This is a genomic window from Moorena sp. SIOASIH, assembly GCF_010671925.1.
Lineage (GTDB): Bacteria > Cyanobacteriota > Cyanobacteriia > Cyanobacteriales > Coleofasciculaceae > Moorena.
Genome location: NZ_JAAHIH010000001.1, coordinates 613,414 through 635,507, shown reverse-complemented (window position 1 = coordinate 635,507; position 22,094 = coordinate 613,414). Strand labels below are relative to the sequence as shown.

Sequence of the window (22,094 nt, the reverse complement as noted above, 5' to 3'; positions counted from 1 at the left end):
AGGTGCTATCAGCCATTGGCTGACGGCTGACGGCTGAGGGCTGAATGCTTACCACTAATCATTGTTTAAAAATGATTAGTGGACTCTGTCATGACGTAATTTTTAATTGATTAATCTTGGCATCTCTAAGGTTAAACAATGAGGTTAAATAAATTAAAATAAACTTCTAATTTAAGCTATAACTACACTTCAACTATTAAGTTGACTAACCTAACTTGTTTTAAAATAACGAGTATGGAATAATTAATTTCGGTGCATCTCAGTTTTGTAAAAACATGAAATTGGAATACTTTAACTCTGATTAGATTATTTAGATTCTGATTAGCTGGTTAGCTCAGGGATTCATTTACAAATATGAGATTAAGGCGAATTGAGTTTGGTGTTTCAGCAGGACTGATGCTGGCAACAAACCTAAGTTCTGATGGCCAATGGGGCGAAAAGACTGAAAAAGAAACAAGTTCTTGGGTCGAGCCTCTCCTGGAAAAACTGTCTGATGGAGATAGCAGCGCCTTTTGGCCGCTGTGGGAACACTATAAAGACTATCTTTACCATCGCTGCTTGAGCTGGATGGGGGGTAATCGCTCCCAAGCACAAGATGCTCTTTCTGAGATTATGGTCAAGGCTTGGGAAAAATTGCCCAAATTTGCCCCAAAGATTACCAATCTCAAAGGATGGCTGACCAAATTTGCCTGTAACTTCTGTATAGACCGACATCGAGAAAACAACTCTGGGGCAATCGGAGTAGAAAACCTCGAAGCGATAGCAGTGCCAGAGGGGAATGGGTTGGTTACGGAATTCGATACCCCAGATTTAGTTGTAGAAAAGAGGGAACTATTAGAGGTAATCCAAAGTGCTCTAGAGGATTTGCCGGAGAATCAGCGTCAGGTATGTGTCTTGCGCTTTGAGCAGGAGTTGTCTCACCAAGAGATAGCTCAACGACTGGCAATTTCCAACGATAGCGTTCGTAAACGTATCCAACGAGCTAGGGCAAGACTGCAAAAGCGGTTAACTAAGTATCTGGCAGGGTTGGATGAGAAGGCTTACGGGGAAATAGCCTTTTTGCAGGAGATTAGGGGAGTAGAAGAGCAGGAGAGTAAGGAAGAAAAAGACGAAGAAAGCTATGTCACTCCCTCAAACAAAGAAATAGGAAAAGGGGAGCAGGAGACAACTGAGCAGTCGGAGTCTTTAAGGCCGATGGTAGTGTCGGAGTCTGCTGTCGAGGGATGCTCCAAGGATTTAGAGAAAACGGGAGGGGAGATAACGTTACTGGTAGAGCCAGCATTGGCAGTTGAGCCACTATCTGAAGTACCAAAAGTAATCCCAATTAAAAAAGAGCCCAAAAGTAGGGACACCAAAAGCCAGCAAATTTTAAGCAGACCAAGAAGCTCCCAGGCATTACTCCCCTTGGCTGGAAAATTACGATTGGAAAGTACTCCAAATCCCCAATCAAAGCAGGGGAGCGATCGCAATCCTATCCAGAGCCATGGCGTTAAACTGCTTATGCCCCAAGAGATAGCAATTTCTCCACCACTGCTAGGGTATGGGAGCATTGAAGCACCAATAGCAAAGGATATTTCCCAATTTCCCATCCCGATTTTGGCGAGAATTGCGTCTTGGTTGGAAAATCTCAAAACAAAGGTAGAGCCAAGCAGCAATCACAAATTAGCTCAAGGGGATAGAGGACCGCCAGATCAGCTTTAATTTGTGGTCATAGGTAATTAGCTGATAGTAGCTCAAAGGCTAAAGATAAAGTAGCTACTAAAAAATGCTGGTGTGTTTTTTTCACGACCAGCTAGTATTTCCATGACAAAAAGCAAAACAAAAAACGGTAAAAAAGTTCCTTTAAAGCTTGAACCAACAGTATAGAAGGGATAAAATCATCATGGCTATGAGCACTGGAAACAAGCCAACTAGCCAAAGGAACAATCCCCAAAAAAAAGCCCCAAACAAAAAAAAGACATACATATATTAAGGAAAAAATAGAGTAGAAAAACTTCTCCGTCGCCAGTCACAAAAGAGTTAGTTGCCCCGTCTTAGAAATGTCAGAGAAAAGTGAGGAAGCCCTACAAGGAGCAACCCACCCCTTGGTAACGAGCGACTAATCATTTCTTTGACAAAACAAAACAGAGTGTAATTTGAAGTAAAAATGCGTAAATTTGTCTCAACTATCCTCGCGATGGTAATCATCAGCCTATCCCTGCTGATGTCTCCTGCAGCAGCCAGTGCTAATGAGCAGACATTTTATTTCACAGTTGAAGCGACTAGTGAGTGTCCAGCTCATACAATTTCCAACCCATTCTCTAATGCATCAATTCTGACAGCGAATGCACAAGGAGCATGGAATAATGGTCCAAATCTACCAAAAGTTAATCCAAATGGAGATTTTAGCCAGCCGTGTGATAGCTGTGAATTTCCCGTGCCACCAAACAAAATTAATGAACTGATTGCCTATGACCAGACAATGCCACCAGGATTCACATTGGGTGGAGGAGCTTCGATGAACTTTGAGGTTTACCCAGGTCAAAGGATCTCTTTTTGCCAGAATGATGCACGAGGAACGCACTATGATAACCAAGGTAGTGCGGAAGTGTTCGTAAGAATCACTACCCAAGAACCACTAAAATAATAAACTAATCAGCCCGATAAGCTTTGATAAACCGGGAAATCGGTTTATCAAAGCGCTCAATAGTCTTCAGAGCAATCTCTAAGGCTTCGGCTGAGACATCATAGTATAAAAAATCAAAGCCCCGCGAGATTCTACAAATGTAGGTCTTGTCGGTGTTTTTTTCTATAGCATTTATAAATGAGATGTAAACCTGTATGGTCTTTTTTTATTGTCCAATAAAACTCGGGATCTGTTTTCGTTCTTCCCTTTTGCCTCTTGCCTCTTGCCTCTTGTCTTTGGGAGTATGTTCACAACCGATGATACCAACGCCCTTATATACCTGATGATTGGAATTGTGATTATCTCCCACAGTGCTAAGCTAGCGGCGTTGCTGAATCTTTGAATGAATAGGAGTAGGGTGGGTATCCTGCCCGCCCGAAAATAAGCATGAAACTGGCAAGATGCCAGTTCCACCAAGATGCCTATTCCACAAAACTCTTAAAATCATTCCATTATTAAGCAACGCCAAGTTTGGAATAGGCGATCGCTTGACAACCAAGTGCGATCGCCTATCTTGTCGGATGCGTTAACCAAGTGCGATCGCTTATCTTGTCAGGTGCGTTAACCAAGTGTAACGCACCTCTTTAACTATCAGTAATGCGTTCGCTTATCCTAGGGTTAACACTCCCATAGGAAAATCTACAACTAAACGCTTTGTTCGTAACCACAAAACACCTAAAAGAGTATTGACCAGTTCATCTCCTCCTAACACTTCAACCGTAAACTCCTCTTCCTCAATAACCACCTTTCCCTCATATAAATTAAACCGTGCTTCGCCCTGGGCTGTTTGCATATCCTGTGGCTCATTATTACGCACCCACCCTAAACTCTCAGCATCTTGATTATCAATAGCTAACCAACCTGTAAACCCTGTATCTAACAGTGCCATAACGGGAAAAACCTCCCCATCAGCAGACATCAAGCCAATTTCAAAAAATAACTCCCCGAACCTATTAAATTCACCTTGGATCATATTCTGCCACAAGTTCCCGTTTCATTAATTCGCATAATAATACACTTTTTACCTGGATGTTTATAACGGGATTTTGAAAGTGCTACATTTTTATCTTCATCGATAAAATACTCCCCACTATCAGGTTCAATAATAATAAACCAATCATAATGCTCTTGAATCAATTCTGGTTGTACTCGCTCAAAGACCTCTCGACAACGCTTATAAAATACTGCGTCTTCTGCTTTAATTCTGGCTTTTTCTTCAGGAGACAGTCGTTTCTCCGGAAAAACCCGTCCTCGCTTTACAGTGTGATGGGAAGATGATGGTGTCATTTGAGTTATACAAAACGCTGTAGATAGGTTTATAATAACAAAAATATCCCTCCTCAAGTTATTTCGCCCTCTCCTACTAAGAAAGGGATAAGGGGTGACTTGTTCAAAATCTTATATAAGGCCCCATAAACTAGCCAATTATTCGAGCATAGATGATCAGCTTTCTGAATAGCTTCAGCCGCTCCCTGATTTTCACCCCTGTCAAACAAACACCGGGCATAATAACACCAGCCATTAGGATTATTTGCGTACTCCTCAGTTACTTTCCATCATTCTATTAATCAGCAATGCCTTCCCTTTTGCCTCTTGCCTCTTGCCTCTTGCCTCTTGCCTCTTGCCTCTTGCCTTTGGGAGTATGTTCACAACCCAGATACAAAGGTGTTTATATACCTTATGATTGGAATTGTGATTATCTCCCACAGTGCTAAGCTAGCGGCTGGGGTCAAGGAATTAGCCCAACAGATGGTTCAGACATCCGTACCGATTGCGATCGCAGCTGGTATCGATGACCCGGAAAATCCCTTTGGTACCGATGTGCTGCAAGTCCAAGCTGCCATTGAGTCGGTTTACTCCGATGCTGGGGTAGTGGTATTAATGGATTTAGGCAGTGCCGTGCTCAGTGCGGAAATGGCACTGGAGTTTCTGGATGAAGAGCAGAAACCCAAGGTAAGATTGTGCGAAGCGCCATTAGTGGAAGGTGCGATCGCAGCGGTTGTCCAAGCTGCGGCTGGTGGTGATATCGACCAAGTGATTGCTGAAGCTAGATCAGCCTTAACCGCTAAAGCCTCTCAGTTATCAGACCCGGTGGGTGGAACGGGCATCTTGCCCGTGGGTGGAACGGGCATCTTGCCCGTGGGTGGAACGGGCATCTTGCCCGTGGGTGGGACTGGCTGTTCCAACCCTGGCTACGAAGGGGAAAATCAGGGTGAGCCCGTCCCTAACGCACCCTACGGAACTACAACCAAAGAAATCCATCTTACTGTCCAGAATCAACAGGGAATTCATGCTCGTCCTGCTGCCCAATTTGTTACTACAGCTAATCGGTTTAACTGTGAAATAACCCTACAAAACCTAACCAAAACTAGCAATATAGTTAATGGAAAAAGCATTAATAATGTGATGCTTTTAGGTATCCAACAGGGAGATAAAATAGTCATCTATGCAGTAGGAGAAGATGCGGAATTAGCCTTGATCGCGTTGCAGCAGCTAGTCCATAACAATTTTGGGGAAAAACTAGATAAACCAAAAGAAGACATCAACCAAGACTCTAACCCTCCCAGTAACCAATCCCTTCACTCGTCATCTGTCACACTTGATAGGTTAGTTGGAATTCCCGCTGCTGCTGGTATTGCTATCGGAGCGGTTATTGTCTACCAACCCAAACGTCCAGAAATTATTGAAGAGCAAACAGATAATCCTCAAGGGGAGTGGGAAACCCTACAACTTGCTATTAAAACAGCACAACAGCAACTTGAACACCTGATCAATACTGTTACTAACGATCAGGCAGATATTTTTCAGGCTCACTTGCTCTATTTAGAGGATCCAGCCCTAGTTAATAGAGCTTATCAGATTATAGTTGACCAGCATCTATGGGCAGGGGCGGCTTGGAAAACTGTGATCGATGAAACCGTAGCAAATTACCAAACTCTGGAAGACTCCTACATGCAAGCTCGCGGAAATGATGTGATCGATGTCGGCTGGCGAGTGTTGCGATTACTCACGAATAGGAAAGAAAGCTGTCTAGATCAGGACTTACGCAAGAGCCCCCTAAATCCCCCAATGTCAAAAAGCAAAGCATCCGCTAATTCCCCCCAGAATTGGGGGGTTAGGGGGGCGGGGGACTTTGACATGATTACCCCTCCCGGTGCGCTTTCCGTTGGCGAATTAAATTCGCCACGGGTCGCACCGAAAAATTGGGGGGCAGGGGGGCAAAACCAACTAAACTTAGTAAGTCAAATAGATGTGACTGAGCCTGGTATTCTGGTTGCTGCTGATTTAACTCCCTCTGAGGTCGCACAACTAAATCCGATCCAAGTCCTAGGTATCTGTTGCGCTAGGGGCAGTGCTACAGCCCATAGTGCCCTAATCGCCAATATGCTCGGTATACCGATGGTGGTTGGTGTTGGTCAGGATCTGTTGTCGTTGCCAGCTGGTACGGAGTTGGCACTGGATGGGACAACCGGTGAAATTTGGGTAGAGCCTTCTGAGGAACAAAAGCAAGAATTACAGCTACAGAGCAACAGTAAGGATGAATTACCTAGGGAGGTAATTACTCATGATGGACACAAAATTCCCTTGATGGCAAATGTTTTGGGAGAGGCTGATGCTAAATTGGCTCTCGATTGTGGTGCTCAAGGGGTCGGTTTACTTAGGACTGAGTTTCTTTATCTGGAACGCTTAACTATTCCGAGCGAGGAAGAGCAGTTGGCAACCTATCAAGCCATTGCGCAAATTATGGGTACCCATCCCCTAACGATTCGTACTTTGGATATTGGCGGTGACAAGCCCATTCCCTTCCTGAATCTAGCGTCTTCTGATGCTTCCTCTGCTCCGCACACCCCAGAGCCTAACCCTTTCCTAGGATGGCGGGGAATTCGTCAGAGTTTGGATTGTCCAGAGATGCTCAAAATCCAACTGCGGGCGATTCTACGAGGGAGTTATGGACACAACATTAAAGTGATGTTTCCTATGGTTTCTTCAGTACAAGAGGTACGGGCTGCTAAGGAAATCCTAGCAGAGGCTAAAGCCGAGTTGCGCCAAGAAGGGCATCGTTTTAATGAACAGATGCCAGTGGGGATTATGGTAGAAGTCCCGGCAGCAGTAACCATGGCTGATCAGTTAGCCGCTGAAGTGGACTTTTTCAGCATTGGTACCAATGATTTGAGTCAATATGTGATGGCCGCTGACCGTACTAATCCCAAGGTGGCGAAGCTGGCTGATGCCCTTGAACCAGCTGTGCTACGGATGATTCAGCAAACGGTAACTGTTGCTCATCAAGCAGGGATTCCAGTTAGTGTCTGTGGTCAGTTGGCATCGAATCCAGTAGGGATACCGATTTTATTAGGATTGGGGGTGGATGAGTTGAGTGTGAATCCACCTGCGATCGCTACTGTGATTTCAGTTATTACACAGTTGAGTATCAACCAGGCCGAGATGCTTGCTGGTGAGGCGTTGCAGCTAGATTCGGCTTTTGGGGTTAAAGAGTATATTATCAACCAACTCGACAGGTCGGTTTGAGTCTTGGCAGGGTTGATATAGCGCTATAAACAAGGCAAAAGGCATGCATGCTAGAGGCAAAAGGCAAAAGGCAAAAAAAAAGAGAGCCGTGTTACTGACTCTCTCGATCATCAGGGTGCATCTTATATTTCAAATATACCTGAGCAAATGAGGGGTGTCACCCCTCATTGCAAAAATCAGCCAAATGGCTTAGTTTGTAATGTGGTACTGCTAACCTGATCTCCCTCACCAGACAGGGATTTAGATTGGAACAGTTATAGCGCTACGCGCAATGGCATTGGCATGCATGCTAGAGGCAAAAGTTAACTAAAACAGCTTAATCGGTAGTGCTATAAAATTAGGAACCATTACCAACCCCAAATCTATGTTCGAGCAACAACCACAAGGACTACAGCAGAAGGTCAAACTTTTGGCATTGGAATCGATGCGCCAAGATAATCCATCTCAATGGTTTGAGGTTTTATATGCTGACGCTAATGGGGATTCGGGGCAAATACCTTGGGCGCGTTTAACACCCCATCCCGATCTACAGAATTGGTTAGCGCGTAATACACCCCAAGGGTCGGGTCGCTCTGCCCTAGTGGTTGGTTGTGGGTTAGGGGATGATGCTGAAGCGTTGGCGCAGCAGGGTTTCCAAGTCACTGCCTTTGATATTTCCTCGACTGCGATCGCATGGTGCCAAAAACGATTTCCCGATTCCCAAGTCAAGTACCAAGTGGCGGATTTATTTGCCTTAGATCCAGCATGGCATCAGAAATTTGATTTTGTCTTTGAATGTCGTAACATCCAAGCCTTACCCCTGAAGGTTCGGTCAACTGTGATGAATGCGATCGCATCCTTAGTCGCCCCAGGAGGAACCCTGTTAGTGATAACTCGATTTCGCGATACTGACACTGAACCGGATGGTCCCCCTTGGCCGTTGTCTGATACAGAACTAGCTTACTTTGAGGAATTGGGCTTAGTCGAAATCCGTCGTGATACTGTCCCAGAATCAGAGGATGACCCAATTCAACGGTTGCGCATTGAATATACTCACCATGGTTCGTAAACGCTTAATTATTGAAATGGGAATGGGAGTAGACCAACACGGTCAAGACCCAACCGTAGCAGCAGCAAGAGCTGTACGCAACGCTATTGCTCACAATGCCTTGCCTGGTGTTTGGGAAGTAGCTGGTTTAGAGCATCCCAATCAAATGATAGTTGAAGTTCAAGTCGCCGTGCCTTACCCAGAGCAAGTCCGGGAAGATGAAGTACTCGCTGTACTGCCTTTTGGTCAGAAAACTCTATCCCTTGAGTCCGGTGGAATGGTAGTTCAAGGCAGAGCAATTCCAGAACTTAATGATAAAAATGATGACATGCTGATTGCTGTTGCAGCGGTTACTGTTTTGGTCGATAGTGATTAGCTAAGCTATCAGCTATCAGCTATCAGTTATCAGCTATCAGCTATCAGCTATCAGCTATCAGCTATCAGCTTTTGAATAGCTTTTGAATAGCTTTTGAATAGCTTTTGAATAGCTTTTGAAGAAAATAGGTAAGTATTGGTTTAATCTCTGTTACGTTAGCTGACCGCTGACCGCTGACCGCTGACCGCTGAATGCTTTATGCTTACATTCACCAACCCCTCTCGCTCAAGTCACCAATAAAACTTCAATAAAGCGATTCCAGGTGATAGCTTCTCCATTCATGCGACCATATAAAAAGTTCACTTCATGTACACTAAGGGGTGATTCACCTACACTGGCAAAAGCTAAATTCATTTCATCGATACTGATAGCATCATCCTGATTAGCATCAATTGGTATAAAGTAAGTAATGAAGTCGTTATAGTTAGACATCAATCGTTGCTGACGCAATAACAATTCACCAAACTCAGCCAGATCAATTTCACCACTGCCATCAATATCCATACAACGAAACAAATAATCCAATTCCTGTTGAGACATACCTCGTTTGACTTGCCGCAGGTGTTCTGCTAGCTCGTTAACCGAAAGGGTGTTACTGAAATCGGTATCAATGGCATTAAAGAGATATTCGATATTTCCTTTGGTTGAGGCGGAGGCAGACTCAAATAAATATAGGTGGGGTGTACCGGCCATTGCCCCTTGCATCTGACGGCGAAATGTGGTAAGGATATCTTTGGCAACCAGGTAACGCTGGTAATGTTCTTCTGGGCTAGCGATCGCATGTAGGGGAACTGGGACTAATGATGGCAGTGTCTGCTGCAAATACCGGAAACCTAGGATTGTGACCAAACAGAAGGGTAAGGTCAGGATGGGCAAGTTAAGTAGGCTGAAGATGTGGCTTAAAATGCCCCCCAGGAGAGTTGAAAAAAAAGCCAAAAAAATGCCCGCAAGTAAGCTGCGCAGGTTGGGGGCAAAAAATACTCCAGAAATAGCCATTGCTGTCAAGATGGCGTTGTAACTGCACAATCCAGCCGAGATGGTGTCAGCACCGACACCTGTGATCAGCGCCGCCAGGGTACCGAATACTCCCCCCAATAATCCGACAGCTGCCCCAATCGGTGTACACCAGGCAACTGCGGCCAGGACAAGCACCCCAGCCACAAACTTATCCATTAAAAACACCTGTCCAAACCCAATCGGCACGGAGGTGGCAAGTTGCCACCAATTGATCGGTTCCAAGACAGGTGGGGGAGTCGGCGTGCTCCCCAAGGTATAAACTGGTTGAGGCATCCAGACCGCAATCACCAGAAATAACAGGGTTGCCGCAATAAAGGGCAAGGTTAGGGGGGGAAATTTCAGCTTGCTGGCAAACCAGACTCCGACGGTCTTGATCAGCAGAGTGGTAAGAGCAGAAAAGATGATAGCAGCGATGATCCAGAGGGGATTCCAGTTACCATTCCCGGATGCCCCAAAAGTAGCAAGTGCTGCTCCGACTAAAATCCCGTTATAGCCAAAAATACCGTTGCGAAGACTATCGCGATTAAGATCAAGGAAGATGGCAGTTACGGTTGAAGCCACCACACCCACTACACTCATCACCCCTACCCAAGGTGACTGAATAAACAGTGCTACCAGAATCAATAACCCACTCAGGGGGTTGTTCACAAAGATTACCTGGCCAATGCCACGCAAGTTGTAATTCAAAAAATCCAACAGGGGTTGATGGCCTAACCGTTGATTGAGAGATGGCAATGTGCCTGCACCAGGTAGCAACCAGGGAAATAGCTTAGTCCGATGGGGTTTGAACAGTACTAGCTTGGCAATTAGTTCATGGAGCGGTGAGGGTTCAGGGGTAGCCGGGGGAATAGAAGGTTTAATCATAGTTGAACATTTGTCTTATGCTTTCCCTGTGACTTCTAGGCGATTGGCAATGGCATCCACTACGGTTTCAAAAATGCCCAAAGAGTTTTCCACCATGGTGTTGAGGGTATCAAGCAGAGGATTAATTTCACAGATTTCCCAACAACACACCCGTGGATCTTTAACCAAAGTTTCGTTGAGCAGACAGGCTTCCTTGACAAAAATCCCATTTGGAGCCGGGGTTCCCGTTCCCATACAAATTGTCGAGTCCATACTGTCCACGTCGAAGGTAACGTAAATCAGATCCACCCCTTCTAGCTTCTCTAAACACCGTTGGGCAACGACATCCGCACCCAAGGTACGAACGTGCTCACTGGTCATGTTTAGGATCTGGTGTGTTTCAATCAAATGGTCTTCTGCCTCTTCCGTATCTCGTACCGCAATATAAACCAAATCCTCAATGCTAAAATTCGCGCCATCTGCCAGCCCCAATCGTTGGCACAAGTTCCACAGTTTTACGGTGTCTGAGTCAAGATCATTGATTTGCTTGGCCAGATTATCAGTAGCAGTCGCCATCGCCAGAGGCATCCCATGCATATTTCCCGATGGAGTCGTATAGGGGGAGTGAATATCGGCATGGGCATCAATCCAAACCACTCCCAGGCGATGATTCGGAAAGGCTTTTTTGATTCCGGCGATTGTCCCTGCTGCCGTTGAATGATCCCCACCGAGTACCACTGGAAACAGCCCCTCCTGTAGGGTTTGGGCGACTACATCTGTAGTTCGGCTCAGCACCTGATATAGCTTGTGAATATACTTGGCGTATTGATGTTTGTGTCCCAGAGCATCTGCCCAATTTTCGGTTTGTACTTGTAAACTATCCAGACTCAAAACACCATTCTCGGCATGCATCCGTGCTGCCTGTTTTTGGATGGCAGCTTCTCTCAAAGCAGCAGTTCCCATGGATTGACCGCGCGTTCCCGCTCCTAATTCAGAATCAACTTCAATCAGGGCAATGGAGGAAAACTTTGCGACTTTCTGGTACTGAAGTAAAATCTTTTTGAAACTGCGTAACCCTGCGATCGAAATTTTCAGAGCCGATTCGTAAGTCTGAGTGACAATAAACTCTTCAAAATCAATTTCACCATCTCCATTTAAATCAGCTTTTCTCACTAAGGCAGCAATTTCTGAATCAGTTACGGTGGTGTTGAAGCACCGGATAATCTGGGTGAACTCCTCAATCGATAACTTGCCACTACCATCAACATCAATCAGTTCAAACACCTGTCGCAGATCAGCCCTAATATCGAGATCTTGGCGGTTTACCATCCACTCCATAAAGGCATCCCGTGTTACAACATCATCTGTGTTGAGCAGATTTAACAGATTACTTCGGTCTTGAAGGGAAATGCCTTGTCCCAGAATCTCTAGAGCATCGATGATCTCCTGACGACTGATGAATCCATCACCATTGGCATCAAATAACTGGAAGACCTGGTCAAATTCTGCATATCGTTGAGATGACATTGGTTTGGTTATGGTCATGGTTGAATTTCCTTATGTGTTACCCTAATTTCAAAAAAAAATTGGTATCGGGATTATACTAGCATTTAGGTTTAAGCATGGCACAATTAGTTAAAGGTCTTGGTCAACTTGGTAAGGTAATCAGGGTTGTCCAGATGTCCACAGTTGTTGACGGGGTCACAACCTGGCTAAAAGACTTATGGCTTGGTAATCAGAGCAAGTTGTGGGAGAAAAATAACGGTCTCAATTGTCAACAATCCCGTTTTATTGCAAAATGTTATCTCAATTTGATTCAGGCTCAATTTCAAAGTCGATTAAACGTCATTCAATGTCTAACCCTTCAGCTGTTGCTAGGGCTGCACCAATTTCATAAACACTTTATAAGTGAAAGATTAGCAGCACTATTTCCTCAACCTATACTTTTTGAAAGTGGCCGCCGTTATTTACAAATATTTATTAAACTTCATCAATTGAGTGTAGCCTTACTCTGGTTTCCTAATAACAATCTTTATTGCGTACCGTAATCAGAATGTTAAAGGGTTATAATTTTTATTTTTTGGGCTTTAACAGGGATAATAATTTTGACAGAGTGCCGTTTGAGCTTGATAATTGCTACTTCCGTTTTTTGCTAAAATAGCGGTTTGCTTGTAGGTTAAGTATAATCCCGAATCCTAGCTAATGACTAATGACTACTTGTTGTTATTGTAATTAGCGCGCCTTGAAAACCACTATATCAAGTTCGGTAGCATCGGTATTGTAAAGCCTAGGTAATGGGTAATGGGATCACCAATTACCTATTACCCATTACCCATTACCCATGACTACTGATATCAATCATGAAAAAATTAATCAATCATCCCGATAATGTTGTCAGAGAAAGCCTAGAAGGCATGGCTGTAGCCCATCCTGACCTGCTCAAAATTAATCTTGACCCCCCCTTGATCTACCGCGCTGATGCTCCCATATCAAACAAAGTAGCGATTATTTCCGGTGGTGGTAGTGGTCATGAACCCTTGCACGGGGGCTTTGTGGGTGCGGGAATGTTAGATGCCGCCTGTCCCGGTGAAGTGTTTACCTCTCCCACTCCCGACCAAATGCTAGAAGCTGCCAAAATAGTCAACAGTGGCGCGGGGGTTCTTAATATTGTCAAAAACTATAGCGGTGACGTCATGAATTTTGAGTTAGCTGCGGAATTAGCTATCTCAGAAGGCATCCGAGTCCTCAATATCCTAATTGATGATGATGTAGCGGTTAAAGATAGCCTCTATACTCAAGGCAGGCGGGGGGTAGGGACGACATTATTAGCCGAGAAAATCTGTGGCGCTGCCGCTGCTGCCGGTTATGACCTCAAACAACTGGCTAATCTCTGTCGCCAGGTTAATGGTAATGGACGCAGCATGGGTATGGCCTTGACATCCTGCACCCCTCCTGCTAAAGGTAGTCCCATGTTTGACTTGGGGGAAGCGGAAATAGAATTTGGGATTGGCATTCACGGAGAACCGGGAAGAAAACGAATGTCCCTAAAATCAGCGGATGAGATAACTGAAATGCTAGCGCTATCGATTATTGAAGATTCTGCCTATAGCCGCACATTGCGAGAGTGGGATGAAGATAAAGCAGAATGGACAGAGTTGGAAATAACTGACCCGCCTTTTCAGAAAAGCGATCGCATTCTAGCATTCGTGAATAGCATGGGTGGTACTCCCCTGTCGGAACTATACATTGTGTATCGGAAATTAGCCCAAATCTGTGAACAAAAGGGACTGGAAATCGTGCGTAGTCTGATTGGTCCTTATATTACGTCTCTAGAAATGCAAGGCTGCTCGATTACCCTACTCAAGATGAACGATGAGCTAATTAAATTCTGGGATGCACCAGTCAAGACACCAGCCCTGCGTTGGGGATTATGATTAATATGATATCTGGGAGCATCAGTATCGTAAAGCTTAGCTAATTGCTAATTGCTAATTGCTAATTGCGTAAGCATTCAGCCGTCAGCGGTCAGCCGTCAGCTTTCCATAACTCAGCATTATTCGAATGCTTACTTGTTTTATTCAAAAGTCTCATAGCTTGCTAATAGCCTATAAGCACATAAATTAGCGTGGCCATAGGCCATTAGCACCTCAAGTAGCATCTCAAGTAGCGCATTAGCTGATAGCTGATAGCTGAATGCTTACCTCATTGCTACCCTGAGGCTCTCATCCCCTGACCCAGTCTGCCACTATGGTAACTAAACATCAAATTCTACAGTGGTTACAAGCAGTCGCTACTGTACTAGAACAAAACAAGGACTATCTAACCGAACTTGATGCTGCTATTGGTGATGCTGACCACGGTATCAATATGAATCGTGGCTTTCAAAAGGTGATCACTGAGCTTCCTAAAGTGGCAGATAAAGACATTGGCAGTATTCTCAAAACCGTCAGCATGACTCTAATTTCCAGTGTCGGAGGTGCCAGTGGACCACTTTATGGCACCCTGTTCTTGCGCTCAAGTGCAGCAGTAGCAGGAAAGCAAGAACTGACAAAAGAGGATATGGTCAAACTATTCCAAGCAGCAGTGGAGGGAGTCGTCCAGCGAGGCAAAGCCAACTTGGGAGATAAGACCATGTTAGATGCTCTATCACCCGCAGCCAATGCCTTCGCACAAGCTGTAGATAAAGGAGACAGTATGCTAGCAGCCTTGCAACAGGCCGTCAACGCCGCAGAAGAAGGGATGAAAAATACTATTCCGTTGGTGGCCAAGAAAGGACGAGCCAGTTATTTAGGGGAGCGCAGTGCTGGACATCAAGACCCTGATTGGGTAGGTCGGAGGGATTGCTCCCTCTTCGCCCCCTAAGCACCGTGCGAGCAAGTTACCAAGCACACGGCGCAACCAATTCCTTTATACACGTTATCTTTTCATCCAGCTTTTAGTCTTTGGATAACCGGGTTTGTACCTTTTGGCTTTTCTTCCGGTTCCTTGGACGGGTTTTTATCGCTCGATACAGTTTTTCCTGTATCTCAGGATTGCTGGCTCCCAAGGCGTGGATGGTCCTGTGACAATCTTCGTGGACATATACTAGGTTCCCTGCTTCATCTTTTCCCCCATTTTCCCTAGGGATAATGTGGTGTAGATGAACATTATTATATTCTCCAAGTGGTTGTCCGCAGTATGGGCAGGTGTATTTTTGCCTTAAGGCTATCTTATTCCTACCTTTGGATAGTGCTCCTTCTGCTGCTTTTTTCCCATTTTTTTCTTGCCTTTTCTTCCAATATTCTTGGAGTTCAGGGTCGTCCTTAGAGTAGTTGTGGGTTACTAGCACATGCCTGGTGATGTTTGTCCATTGTGCTTTGTCCAGATAATTGTCTTTCCTTCCGAACACATGGTTATCTTCCCTTCCAGGGCAGAATTTGCCGAAGTGTTTGGCTTTAATCCATTCCCAACTTTTATTTTTTGGGTATCTTCTTAGGCACCATCTTACTAATTTCCATCTTACGTATTCATTTAGGTTGTTGAAGGTTTCTTTAGCCACTGTCCCGTTGTGATAGTTGGTCCATCCTCTTATGAGAGGTTGTAACTTGGCTATCACCACATCTTCTGATGCACCCTTTAGTTGAGCCATGGCTATTTTTATCTCCTTCTTGATGTTCTTCAGGCTTTTCTTGGAGGGTTTAATTAGTGTAATGTACCCTGACTTTTTTCCGGTTGTTTTATATTTCCTGAAGTTCCATCCTAGGAAATCGAATCCTTCTGTTAGGTGAGTTATCTTGGTTTTTTTCTTCCGATAGTTCTAACCCTCTTTTGGATAACCACTTCTTCGTGATTTCCTTAGCGTTCACAGCATCTTCTTTGCTCTCTGTTATGATTACAAAGTCATCCGCAAAGCGAGCTATTGTTCTATTGGATTTATTTTCCCAGTAACTTGCCCTGTTGTTTCTTTTAACCCTTTTATAGGTTATTCCTAACTCTGTTTCCAGTCCGTGTAAAGCAATGTTGGCCAGAAGTGGGCTTATTATTCCCCCCTGTGGGGTGCCTGATTCTGTCGGGTGGAACGTATTTTTATCTACGTACCCTGCCTTTAACCAGTCTTTAATTTGCTTTCTTGCTGGAAAGTTTCCGATGGATTCCAGAAGTGGTTGGTGGGCTATATTGTCGAAGCATCCTTTTATGTCCGCTTCCACTATCCACCATTTCCTATTCTTTTCCCCTTTAATATTTGAGAAGATGCGTTGTCGGGCATCATGGGCACTTCTGCCTGGTCTGAACCCGTATGAGGTTCCTTCAAACTGGGCTTCCCAGGCAGGTTCTAGTGTGTTTTTGACTATGGCTTGTAGACATCTGTCGGTGATACTTGGTATCCCTAAGGGTCTTTGTTTGCCGTTGGCCTTGGGTATGTAGATGCGTTTGGTGGGTTTAGCTGCCCATGATTTGAGGTTGATTAATCTGTCTACCATCTGTCCTCTTTCTTGAGGATTCAGGCATTTTTCTTGATCAACCCCTGCCGTTCTCTTTCCTTTATTTTGTTGGGTGGCTGTTTTGACGGATATCTGGACATTGCTGTAACTCCTAAGCATCAATCTTTGGAGTTTATTGACCTTTTTCCAGTTTCCTTCACGTGTCGCTTTGAAAATACGTTGTCTTAATTTCCTCACCTGTCTGTAGGCTTTCTTCCAATTTATGGAGTGCCATTCAGTGGTGTGTTCAGTTACGATACCCGTATCTTGCGATATAGGTTCTATCTTTTCCATGTACACTTTAAGTTAATTAAGTACGTTTCCTCTTGGCTCGGAATCAGCTCTGAAATTCAGCGCTCTTTCGAGCGAGGGACTTCCCTCTATCCGACCGGTTATGTATTCCCGTTCCTTTTCAGGTGTCGGCCTTTGCTTGGTTCAGACTTTTACCGGACTGAGAGTTATACCTTTCCTTGCGGTTTGGCTACCATATTTATCGACCAGACAATATGGACTCAATCTCGGCTTACCCGTTTACGCGCCTGTGAGTTGCGAACTAAAGGTTGCCGTCTCTACACCGGGTCCTTCATGGGATTCGATTACATCTAACACGCAATGTAATCCTGGAGCCTATAACCCCATCACCGAGTTTAGCGGGGTTATCACTGATGACGGTGCCTTTAAACAACGATTCATGTCCTTCAACCTTGTCGTTCTTTCCCTGTTCGGTTATTTCCTATTCGGTGGTTCGGTTATAACCTACTTTCTCTCTAGCTCTGATACAAAAGACTTCGGGATAATCCTAGATTTTTCTTTCCGAGATGTCCATCGTCTTTTGCACCTTCGAGTGGGAACCCTCCTGAATCCTAGGGGGGGAGAGGGTCTTACTCCTCTCGCTCCCAGGTGCGCCAATATTCGGTCGCCCGTGCTACTTCAGCCTATTTGATTTTCCAGACACTGCTAGAAACTATTGCGTAATACAGGGAGTAGGGAGTAGGGAGTAGGGAGTAGGGAGTAGGGAGTAGGGAGTAGGGAGTAGGGAGTAGGGAGTAGGGAGTAGGGAGTAGGGAGTAGGGAGTAGGGAGTAGGGAGTAGGGGTAAGAAAATTGACTTTACCTCATAAGTAGGAGAAACGCTCTAGTCAACTTTTAACTTTAGTAACTTATTAATAACTTAAGCGATCGCATCTTATTGAAGGTCAACCTTCAACCTTCAACCTTCAACCTTCAACCTTCAACCTTCAACCTTCAACCTTCAACCTTCAACCCTCCCTCAACCGACCCTACGGGAACGCCAAGGGCGAACAGCCCTCAACCAAATTTGATAATTATAGCTTGCACCAGCTGAATAATTTCAAAGGTCACGAAGACGCTGAGAATAATAGTCACTAATTTATTCAGTATCGGTATGTTGCCATACCCAAACCAAGAGGCAACAAACTTGATTAACACCATACAAATGGCGCTAATGATTAAAAATTGCAGGAGTGCCATAGTTTGATTCCCTGATTAACACGAAACAAGTCAGTAATTTAGTGTATTCCCTATTCAATAAGGATTACCCAAATTACAAGGAAAATTTTATAAAAATCTTAAACAATTAATCAAAATTAACCCCTAAGCATTCAGCTATCAGCTATCAGCGTGTCGCGTATCAGCTAAAGGCTAATGCGCTACGCGCACGCTACGGGAACGGCTAAAGGCCTGTGGTCACGCTACGGCAACAGTTTATGCCCATAGCGCACGGTACTTGAAAAATAAGCTGACGGCACCTCAAGTAGCTTGGCCTACGGCCAACGGCTGACGGCTGAATGCTTACATTAACCCTATTGTGTTCCGTAGTATATTCCCCTACCATTGGTACCAATAAAGACAAGTCCGAACTCCTGCTTACTCGCCTCCATCACAGTAGGTCTATTGCCAATTGGTCGGGAGCGATCGCCCATCCGTGTCCACGTGCGTCCCATGTCAAGGGACTGGAATATTCCTGGTTCTTGGGCACGGCTTTTGGCTGAGCTTGCTAAGCTTCCTCTAGCTTCCTGATTTCTAACCCCATTTCCGAGATTGGGAACATTTCCATCAATATTGCCATAAATATATAGTGCTGGAGTGTCGCTGCCCTGGGGTGCTTTACCAAAAGCAAATAGGTGAGCTCTGGTTACTGAAGGCAGCTTAAGGAATGACTGACCGCCATCGGTAGAGCGATAGAAACCCTTGCGGTCTAGACTCAGCCAAATTTCACCCTTAACCCCTGGCACCGTTTTCAGGGAATGCCAACCTTCATTCCGCAGTGAATCATTCACAATTTGAAAAGATGAGCCACCGTCATTGGAACGATAGACTTTCCGTTTGGCATAGTAATAAAACGTGTTGCCATCTACAGGGTCTGCCGCTAAAGATTGAGACCAGTTCCATGGACCACCCGGACCATTGGGTAATCCTGAAACCTTTTGCCAGGTCACCCCTCGATCCGTAGTGCGCAGTGGCTGACCTTGACTAACTGTCACAACAAATAGATTGGGGTTAGTAGCAGACATAGCGACCCGCATCGGCATCGTATTGTCTGGAAATGAGGCAAACTGTTGCCATGTCAGACCGCCATCGCTGGAAGTAGCTCCAGTGTAGGTTGAATTCCAGCGGTTACCACCAACCCGAACCATCTGCAAGGGTTTAGTTTCACAGTAAGCAATACTATAGGTTTCCTGGAATGACTTACCGGGCTCCCCCAGACCAAGTCGTTGAGAGGGGTAAGTATCTAATCCTTGGTTATGGTAGAAACCATCTACATCCGCCACCCCACTTACCAGTATCGGACCACGGGGTGGTGAAACTAGAGTGAACGGAACCACTTCCTCGTGTCCTGCTGCATAGTTAGTCCAGACAACGGGATTAGCATTAAGATCATCTGTCCGCCATACACCATACCAATCCGTAAACCACACTCTTCCCGGTACTTTCGGGTCAAATTCCATCCCTGCCATATGATTGGCAAAAAACTTCTTCGGCCACCAAGGAATAGTATTGTTAGCAAAAGACTGCTGCTGTTTCCAGGTAGCGCCGCCATCCAGGGAACGGTAGAATTTAGTTTTTTGTGTGCGGTTTAGGGCAACTAAGATATCCTCAGGATTAGCAGGATTCACACTTACCGGACCAAAAATCCGATTAGCGCCCCGTGGTTTCATGGTTTTCCAGACACCATTGGCATACTTGTGGACTCCAGGATTACTGGTACTGGTGACGTAGAGGATATTATTGTTTCCCACAGCCATGCGATTGACTGTTTTTGGGCTACCAGCTACCTGAGTCCAGCTGACCCCAGAGTCAGTAGATTTGTAGATGCCATCTCCATAGGGAGAAGCATACACTAAGCCCGGTACCTGTTTATCAAAGACAATCGCTGTAATACCAATTTTGTTATCTGGTTTACCTGCAAAAGAGGTCACGTTTTGCCAGGTAGCACCAGCATCCGATGATTTCCAAAGTCCATCTTCTCTAGAGCCGAACAGGATAATATTGGAATTGAACGGATCAACGGCTAGTCTCTCTCCTAGCCATTTTTTCTTGTGGTTAGCCCCCATCTTGAGATCTAGGTTCAACTTTGTCCAAGTTTGTCCTTTATCGGTAGATTTAAATAGTGCTCCCGGTTCAGCCCAGGGATATTTTCCAGCCGCAATATAGACAATAGTTGGATCATTGGGATCAACAGCTAGTGCTTCTCCTCCATAATAGTTTCTCTCAGAGAAGGGAAAGTGTTCTGTCAGGGGAATCCAACGTTGCTTCCCCTCATCCCAACGATAGAAGCCACCAACATCAGTCCGAATATAAACTAAGTCTTTCTCCAGTGGATGGAGGTAAACACCAGTGACATAACCACCACCTCCGATGGCTACATTCGTTGTTCCGAGGCGGATGTTCTTCTGGTATTTCCGAGAGCTAACTACCTCAGCCTGTCCTGAATTTACCTTAACAGTATCAGTGACTAATACAATTGACCCCAGCATCATCAAACTAGTCAGGATCATCAGTCCTAGAGTAACCCTTTGCCTAAACCAACGGTTTGGTTGGGTAATAGCTCGAATCCGGTGATTGGGAATCCACTTAGCAAGGGTTAGCCCAATCGCAAAAATAAATAAGCCTAAAAGCACCCTGAGTGCGATCGCAAGCAAGTCAATCATCAAAAAAATAGGGGTTGGTAAGGGGAGCGACGGAAACCCCTGTCATTCATGCATGGGAAGGAGTCGCTCCCCTTACATAAACAGCAGTTTGACAGAGTTTCCTGGGAATTAGAAACTATAATAGTATCCATCTTTCCGGTGTATAACGCTGCAATATTTGTGACTAATTCCTTGAACCAGTCCAGGTTTTGTAGAGATATTAAATGAGCCGGTTTGGCGAGTAGCTACTCTGCCTGTATAGGTTCCTATTTTCTTACCTTTGGTTACAATGGCTTTTACAATATCTCCGGTTTGAAAACCTTTAACTTCTTTGTACCTGGGGACATAACGAGTCGGGAAACCAAACTTATTCGTTCGACACATCTGACGAGTTCCATGTCCTTTAGCTGTAATCAATAATGGTTGATAGCTTTCGATGTACAAGTTATCAACTTTACCGACATTAGCGGCATCCAACCAATGGGTTTTAGGGAGATTTTGACGGCAACGATTATACTTAGTTAATCCACCACTACCGGTCTCAATCGGTAAACCAGTTGACTTAAGGTGATTGTATAATTTCCATCTGGTTGAGTTAACCGCTGCTGCATTAGCTAAAGGCTTTTTCGCCTGAGCCAAAACTCGCTTTAAGACACTAGGTTTGCCAGACAAAAATTGTTCGATTTCCTGAACTCCTTTCGTCTGATTACATTTGTGACAAGCAATAGCTAAGTTACAGACTCGGTTAGAGCCTCCCCTAGCTAATGGCTTGATATGCTCTATTTCTAGAGGAGTGTTAGCTGCTCCACAGTAAGCACATTGGCGGTTCCATTTTTCAAGTAGATACTCCCGTAGTTCATACCCGTACAATGTGCCTTGCTGATACTCGACACCAGATATTTCGGGATTTTCCATTTTTTGAGTGTCAAAACGGACTAACTCCTGAGAAATACCAACAATTGGGCATAATCTACTTAACTTTTTAGTCCAAGTCAAGATATTGTGAACTCGTGACATTAAACTAGGAGCTAGCCAGCCAACTGAGCGTTTTCGATTCAAAAATCTAGGCTGACGGTAACGAGTTTTCCGGTTACGCCTAGAACGCCTTAACCGCCTACGAGAGATTAGAGCATCTCTGATTTGAAAACCCCTGTGAGTTAGTTCAGCTCCCCAAACAACTTTATTATCCTGGACAATGGCTAAGCCCGTAGTCTTAGCACCGGGGTCTATTTTGAGTTGATGTTCGTGGGTTACACAGTTTTTGACCTCCAATTCTGGCATAATGATTGTGAACGGGTATCTTTTTAGAACTCTTGCTTTCCCCTGTTTGAGTAGAATTCTGGCTCTAGCAGGCTGACAAGGGTCTAATGGTTTTTTGTTTTTGTCGAGTACAAATACGCGCATAATTACGTTTACTCCTATTTCTAGGGTTAAGTTCGCTGAGTGCTTCGCACACGCTGCCGCGAACGCTAATGTTGTCAGTCGGTACTATCCAAATTGCACTCCCTTAACCTGATACAGATGTTTAA

At 44.8% G+C, this 22,094-nt stretch carries 20 protein-coding genes; 12 read left to right on the top strand and 8 right to left on the bottom strand.

Translation table 11 applies throughout. The annotated features are described in order from the left end of the window. The first annotated feature begins 354 nt into the window (after positions 1-354). The 4 genes from F6J90_RS02850 (at position 355) to F6J90_RS02835 (ending at position 3,195) form a co-directional block, all read left to right on the top strand. Positions 355-1,701 (top strand): sigma-70 family RNA polymerase sigma factor, encoded by a 1,347-nt coding sequence (locus tag F6J90_RS02850; protein WP_293091012.1) that lies wholly within the window; start codon positions 355-357, stop codon positions 1,699-1,701. Between the two features lie 445 nt (positions 1,702-2,146). Next, positions 2,147-2,626: a hypothetical protein gene (locus F6J90_RS02845; RefSeq protein WP_293091011.1), complete on the top strand. Its 480-nt coding sequence runs from the start codon at positions 2,147-2,149 to the stop codon at positions 2,624-2,626. Between the two features lie 208 nt (positions 2,627-2,834). Further along, positions 2,835-3,008 (top strand): hypothetical protein, encoded by a 174-nt coding sequence (locus F6J90_RS02840; RefSeq protein ID WP_293091010.1) that lies wholly within the window; start codon positions 2,835-2,837, stop codon positions 3,006-3,008. A 58-nt stretch (positions 3,009-3,066) separates the two neighbouring features. After that, entirely contained in the window at positions 3,067-3,195 is a 129-nt protein-coding gene (locus F6J90_RS02835) for a hypothetical protein (RefSeq protein WP_293091009.1), read from the top strand. 77 nt (positions 3,196-3,272) lie between these two features. Here the strand turns inward: F6J90_RS02835 and F6J90_RS02830 are convergent, their stop codons facing one another. Both F6J90_RS02830 and F6J90_RS02825 read right to left on the bottom strand, forming a co-directional pair. Beyond that, a complete protein-coding gene (locus F6J90_RS02830) occupies positions 3,273-3,638 on the bottom strand; it encodes an aspartyl protease (protein WP_293091008.1) in 366 nt (121 codons plus the stop codon). Next, positions 3,635-3,952 carry a hypothetical protein gene (locus F6J90_RS02825; RefSeq protein WP_293091007.1) on the bottom strand — a complete coding sequence of 106 codons (318 nt, stop codon included), beginning with the start codon at positions 3,950-3,952 and terminating at the stop codon, positions 3,635-3,637. Before F6J90_RS02825 ends, F6J90_RS02830 begins: the two co-directional genes overlap by 4 nt. 244 nt (positions 3,953-4,196) lie before the next feature. On the opposite strand from F6J90_RS02825, the gene F6J90_RS02820 reads away from it, so the two are divergent. From F6J90_RS02820 to F6J90_RS02805, 4 genes are all read left to right on the top strand, one after another. Then, entirely contained in the window at positions 4,197-4,349 is a 153-nt protein-coding gene (locus F6J90_RS02820) for a hypothetical protein (protein WP_293091006.1), read from the top strand. Further along, a complete protein-coding gene (ptsP, locus tag F6J90_RS02815; RefSeq protein ID WP_293091005.1) occupies positions 4,346-7,192 on the top strand; it encodes a phosphoenolpyruvate--protein phosphotransferase in 2,847 nt (948 codons plus the stop codon). The genes F6J90_RS02820 and ptsP overlap by 4 nt, the downstream gene beginning before the upstream one ends. Positions 7,193-7,556: 364 nt before the next feature. Then, complete coding sequence (locus F6J90_RS02810; RefSeq protein WP_293091004.1) at positions 7,557-8,240, top strand: class I SAM-dependent methyltransferase; 684 nt, start codon at positions 7,557-7,559, stop codon at positions 8,238-8,240. Beyond that, positions 8,230-8,595 carry a Lin0512 family protein gene (locus F6J90_RS02805; RefSeq protein WP_293091003.1) on the top strand — a complete coding sequence of 122 codons (366 nt, stop codon included), beginning with the start codon at positions 8,230-8,232 and terminating at the stop codon, positions 8,593-8,595. Before F6J90_RS02810 ends, F6J90_RS02805 begins: the two co-directional genes overlap by 11 nt. Before the next feature lie 225 nt (positions 8,596-8,820). Here F6J90_RS02805 and F6J90_RS02800 read toward each other — a convergent pair whose 3' ends face one another. Together F6J90_RS02800 and F6J90_RS02795 are read right to left on the bottom strand one after the other, a co-directional pair. Further along, positions 8,821-10,476: an urea transporter gene (locus tag F6J90_RS02800; protein ID WP_293091002.1), complete on the bottom strand. Its 1,656-nt coding sequence runs from the start codon at positions 10,474-10,476 to the stop codon at positions 8,821-8,823. Positions 10,477-10,491: 15 nt separating this feature from the next. Continuing rightward, a complete protein-coding gene (locus tag F6J90_RS02795; protein WP_293091001.1) occupies positions 10,492-12,000 on the bottom strand; it encodes an arginase family protein in 1,509 nt (502 codons plus the stop codon). A gap of 815 nt (positions 12,001-12,815) precedes the next feature. On the opposite strand from F6J90_RS02795, the gene dhaK reads away from it, so the two are divergent. Both dhaK and dhaL read left to right on the top strand, forming a co-directional pair. After that, positions 12,816-13,889: a dihydroxyacetone kinase subunit DhaK gene (dhaK, locus tag F6J90_RS02790; protein ID WP_293091000.1), complete on the top strand. Its 1,074-nt coding sequence runs from the start codon at positions 12,816-12,818 to the stop codon at positions 13,887-13,889. Between the two features lie 313 nt (positions 13,890-14,202). Then, a complete protein-coding gene (dhaL, locus tag F6J90_RS02785; protein WP_293090999.1) occupies positions 14,203-14,817 on the top strand; it encodes a dihydroxyacetone kinase subunit DhaL in 615 nt (204 codons plus the stop codon). 73 nt (positions 14,818-14,890) lie between these two features. Here the strand turns inward: dhaL and F6J90_RS02780 are convergent, their stop codons facing one another. Both F6J90_RS02780 and F6J90_RS02775 read right to left on the bottom strand, forming a co-directional pair. Continuing rightward, positions 14,891-15,583, bottom strand: a complete 693-nt coding sequence (locus F6J90_RS02780) for a group II intron maturase-specific domain-containing protein (RefSeq protein WP_293090998.1) — start codon at positions 15,581-15,583, stop codon at positions 14,891-14,893. Positions 15,584-15,671: 88 nt separating this feature from the next. Then, positions 15,672-16,709 carry a reverse transcriptase domain-containing protein gene (locus tag F6J90_RS02775; RefSeq protein WP_293090997.1) on the bottom strand — a complete coding sequence of 346 codons (1,038 nt, stop codon included), beginning with the start codon at positions 16,707-16,709 and terminating at the stop codon, positions 15,672-15,674. A gap of 247 nt (positions 16,710-16,956) precedes the next feature. Here F6J90_RS02775 and F6J90_RS02770 point away from each other — a divergent pair, with 247 nt between their 5' ends. Both F6J90_RS02770 and F6J90_RS02765 read left to right on the top strand, forming a co-directional pair. Further along, on the top strand, positions 16,957-17,358 hold the full coding sequence (locus F6J90_RS02770) for a hypothetical protein (protein ID WP_293090996.1): 402 nt from the start codon (positions 16,957-16,959) through the stop codon (positions 17,356-17,358). Positions 17,359-17,603: 245 nt separating this feature from the next. Continuing rightward, positions 17,604-17,759 (top strand): hypothetical protein, encoded by a 156-nt coding sequence (locus F6J90_RS02765; protein WP_293090995.1) that lies wholly within the window; start codon positions 17,604-17,606, stop codon positions 17,757-17,759. A gap of 478 nt (positions 17,760-18,237) precedes the next feature. On the opposite strand, the gene F6J90_RS02760 is transcribed toward F6J90_RS02765, so the two are convergent. Together F6J90_RS02760 and iscB are read right to left on the bottom strand one after the other, a co-directional pair. After that, entirely contained in the window at positions 18,238-20,586 is a 2,349-nt protein-coding gene (locus F6J90_RS02760) for a hypothetical protein (RefSeq protein WP_293090994.1), read from the bottom strand. 108 nt (positions 20,587-20,694) lie between these two features. After that, positions 20,695-21,969: an RNA-guided endonuclease IscB gene (iscB, locus tag F6J90_RS02755; protein ID WP_293090993.1), complete on the bottom strand. Its 1,275-nt coding sequence runs from the start codon at positions 21,967-21,969 to the stop codon at positions 20,695-20,697. Positions 21,970-22,094: the final 125 nt, after the last annotated feature.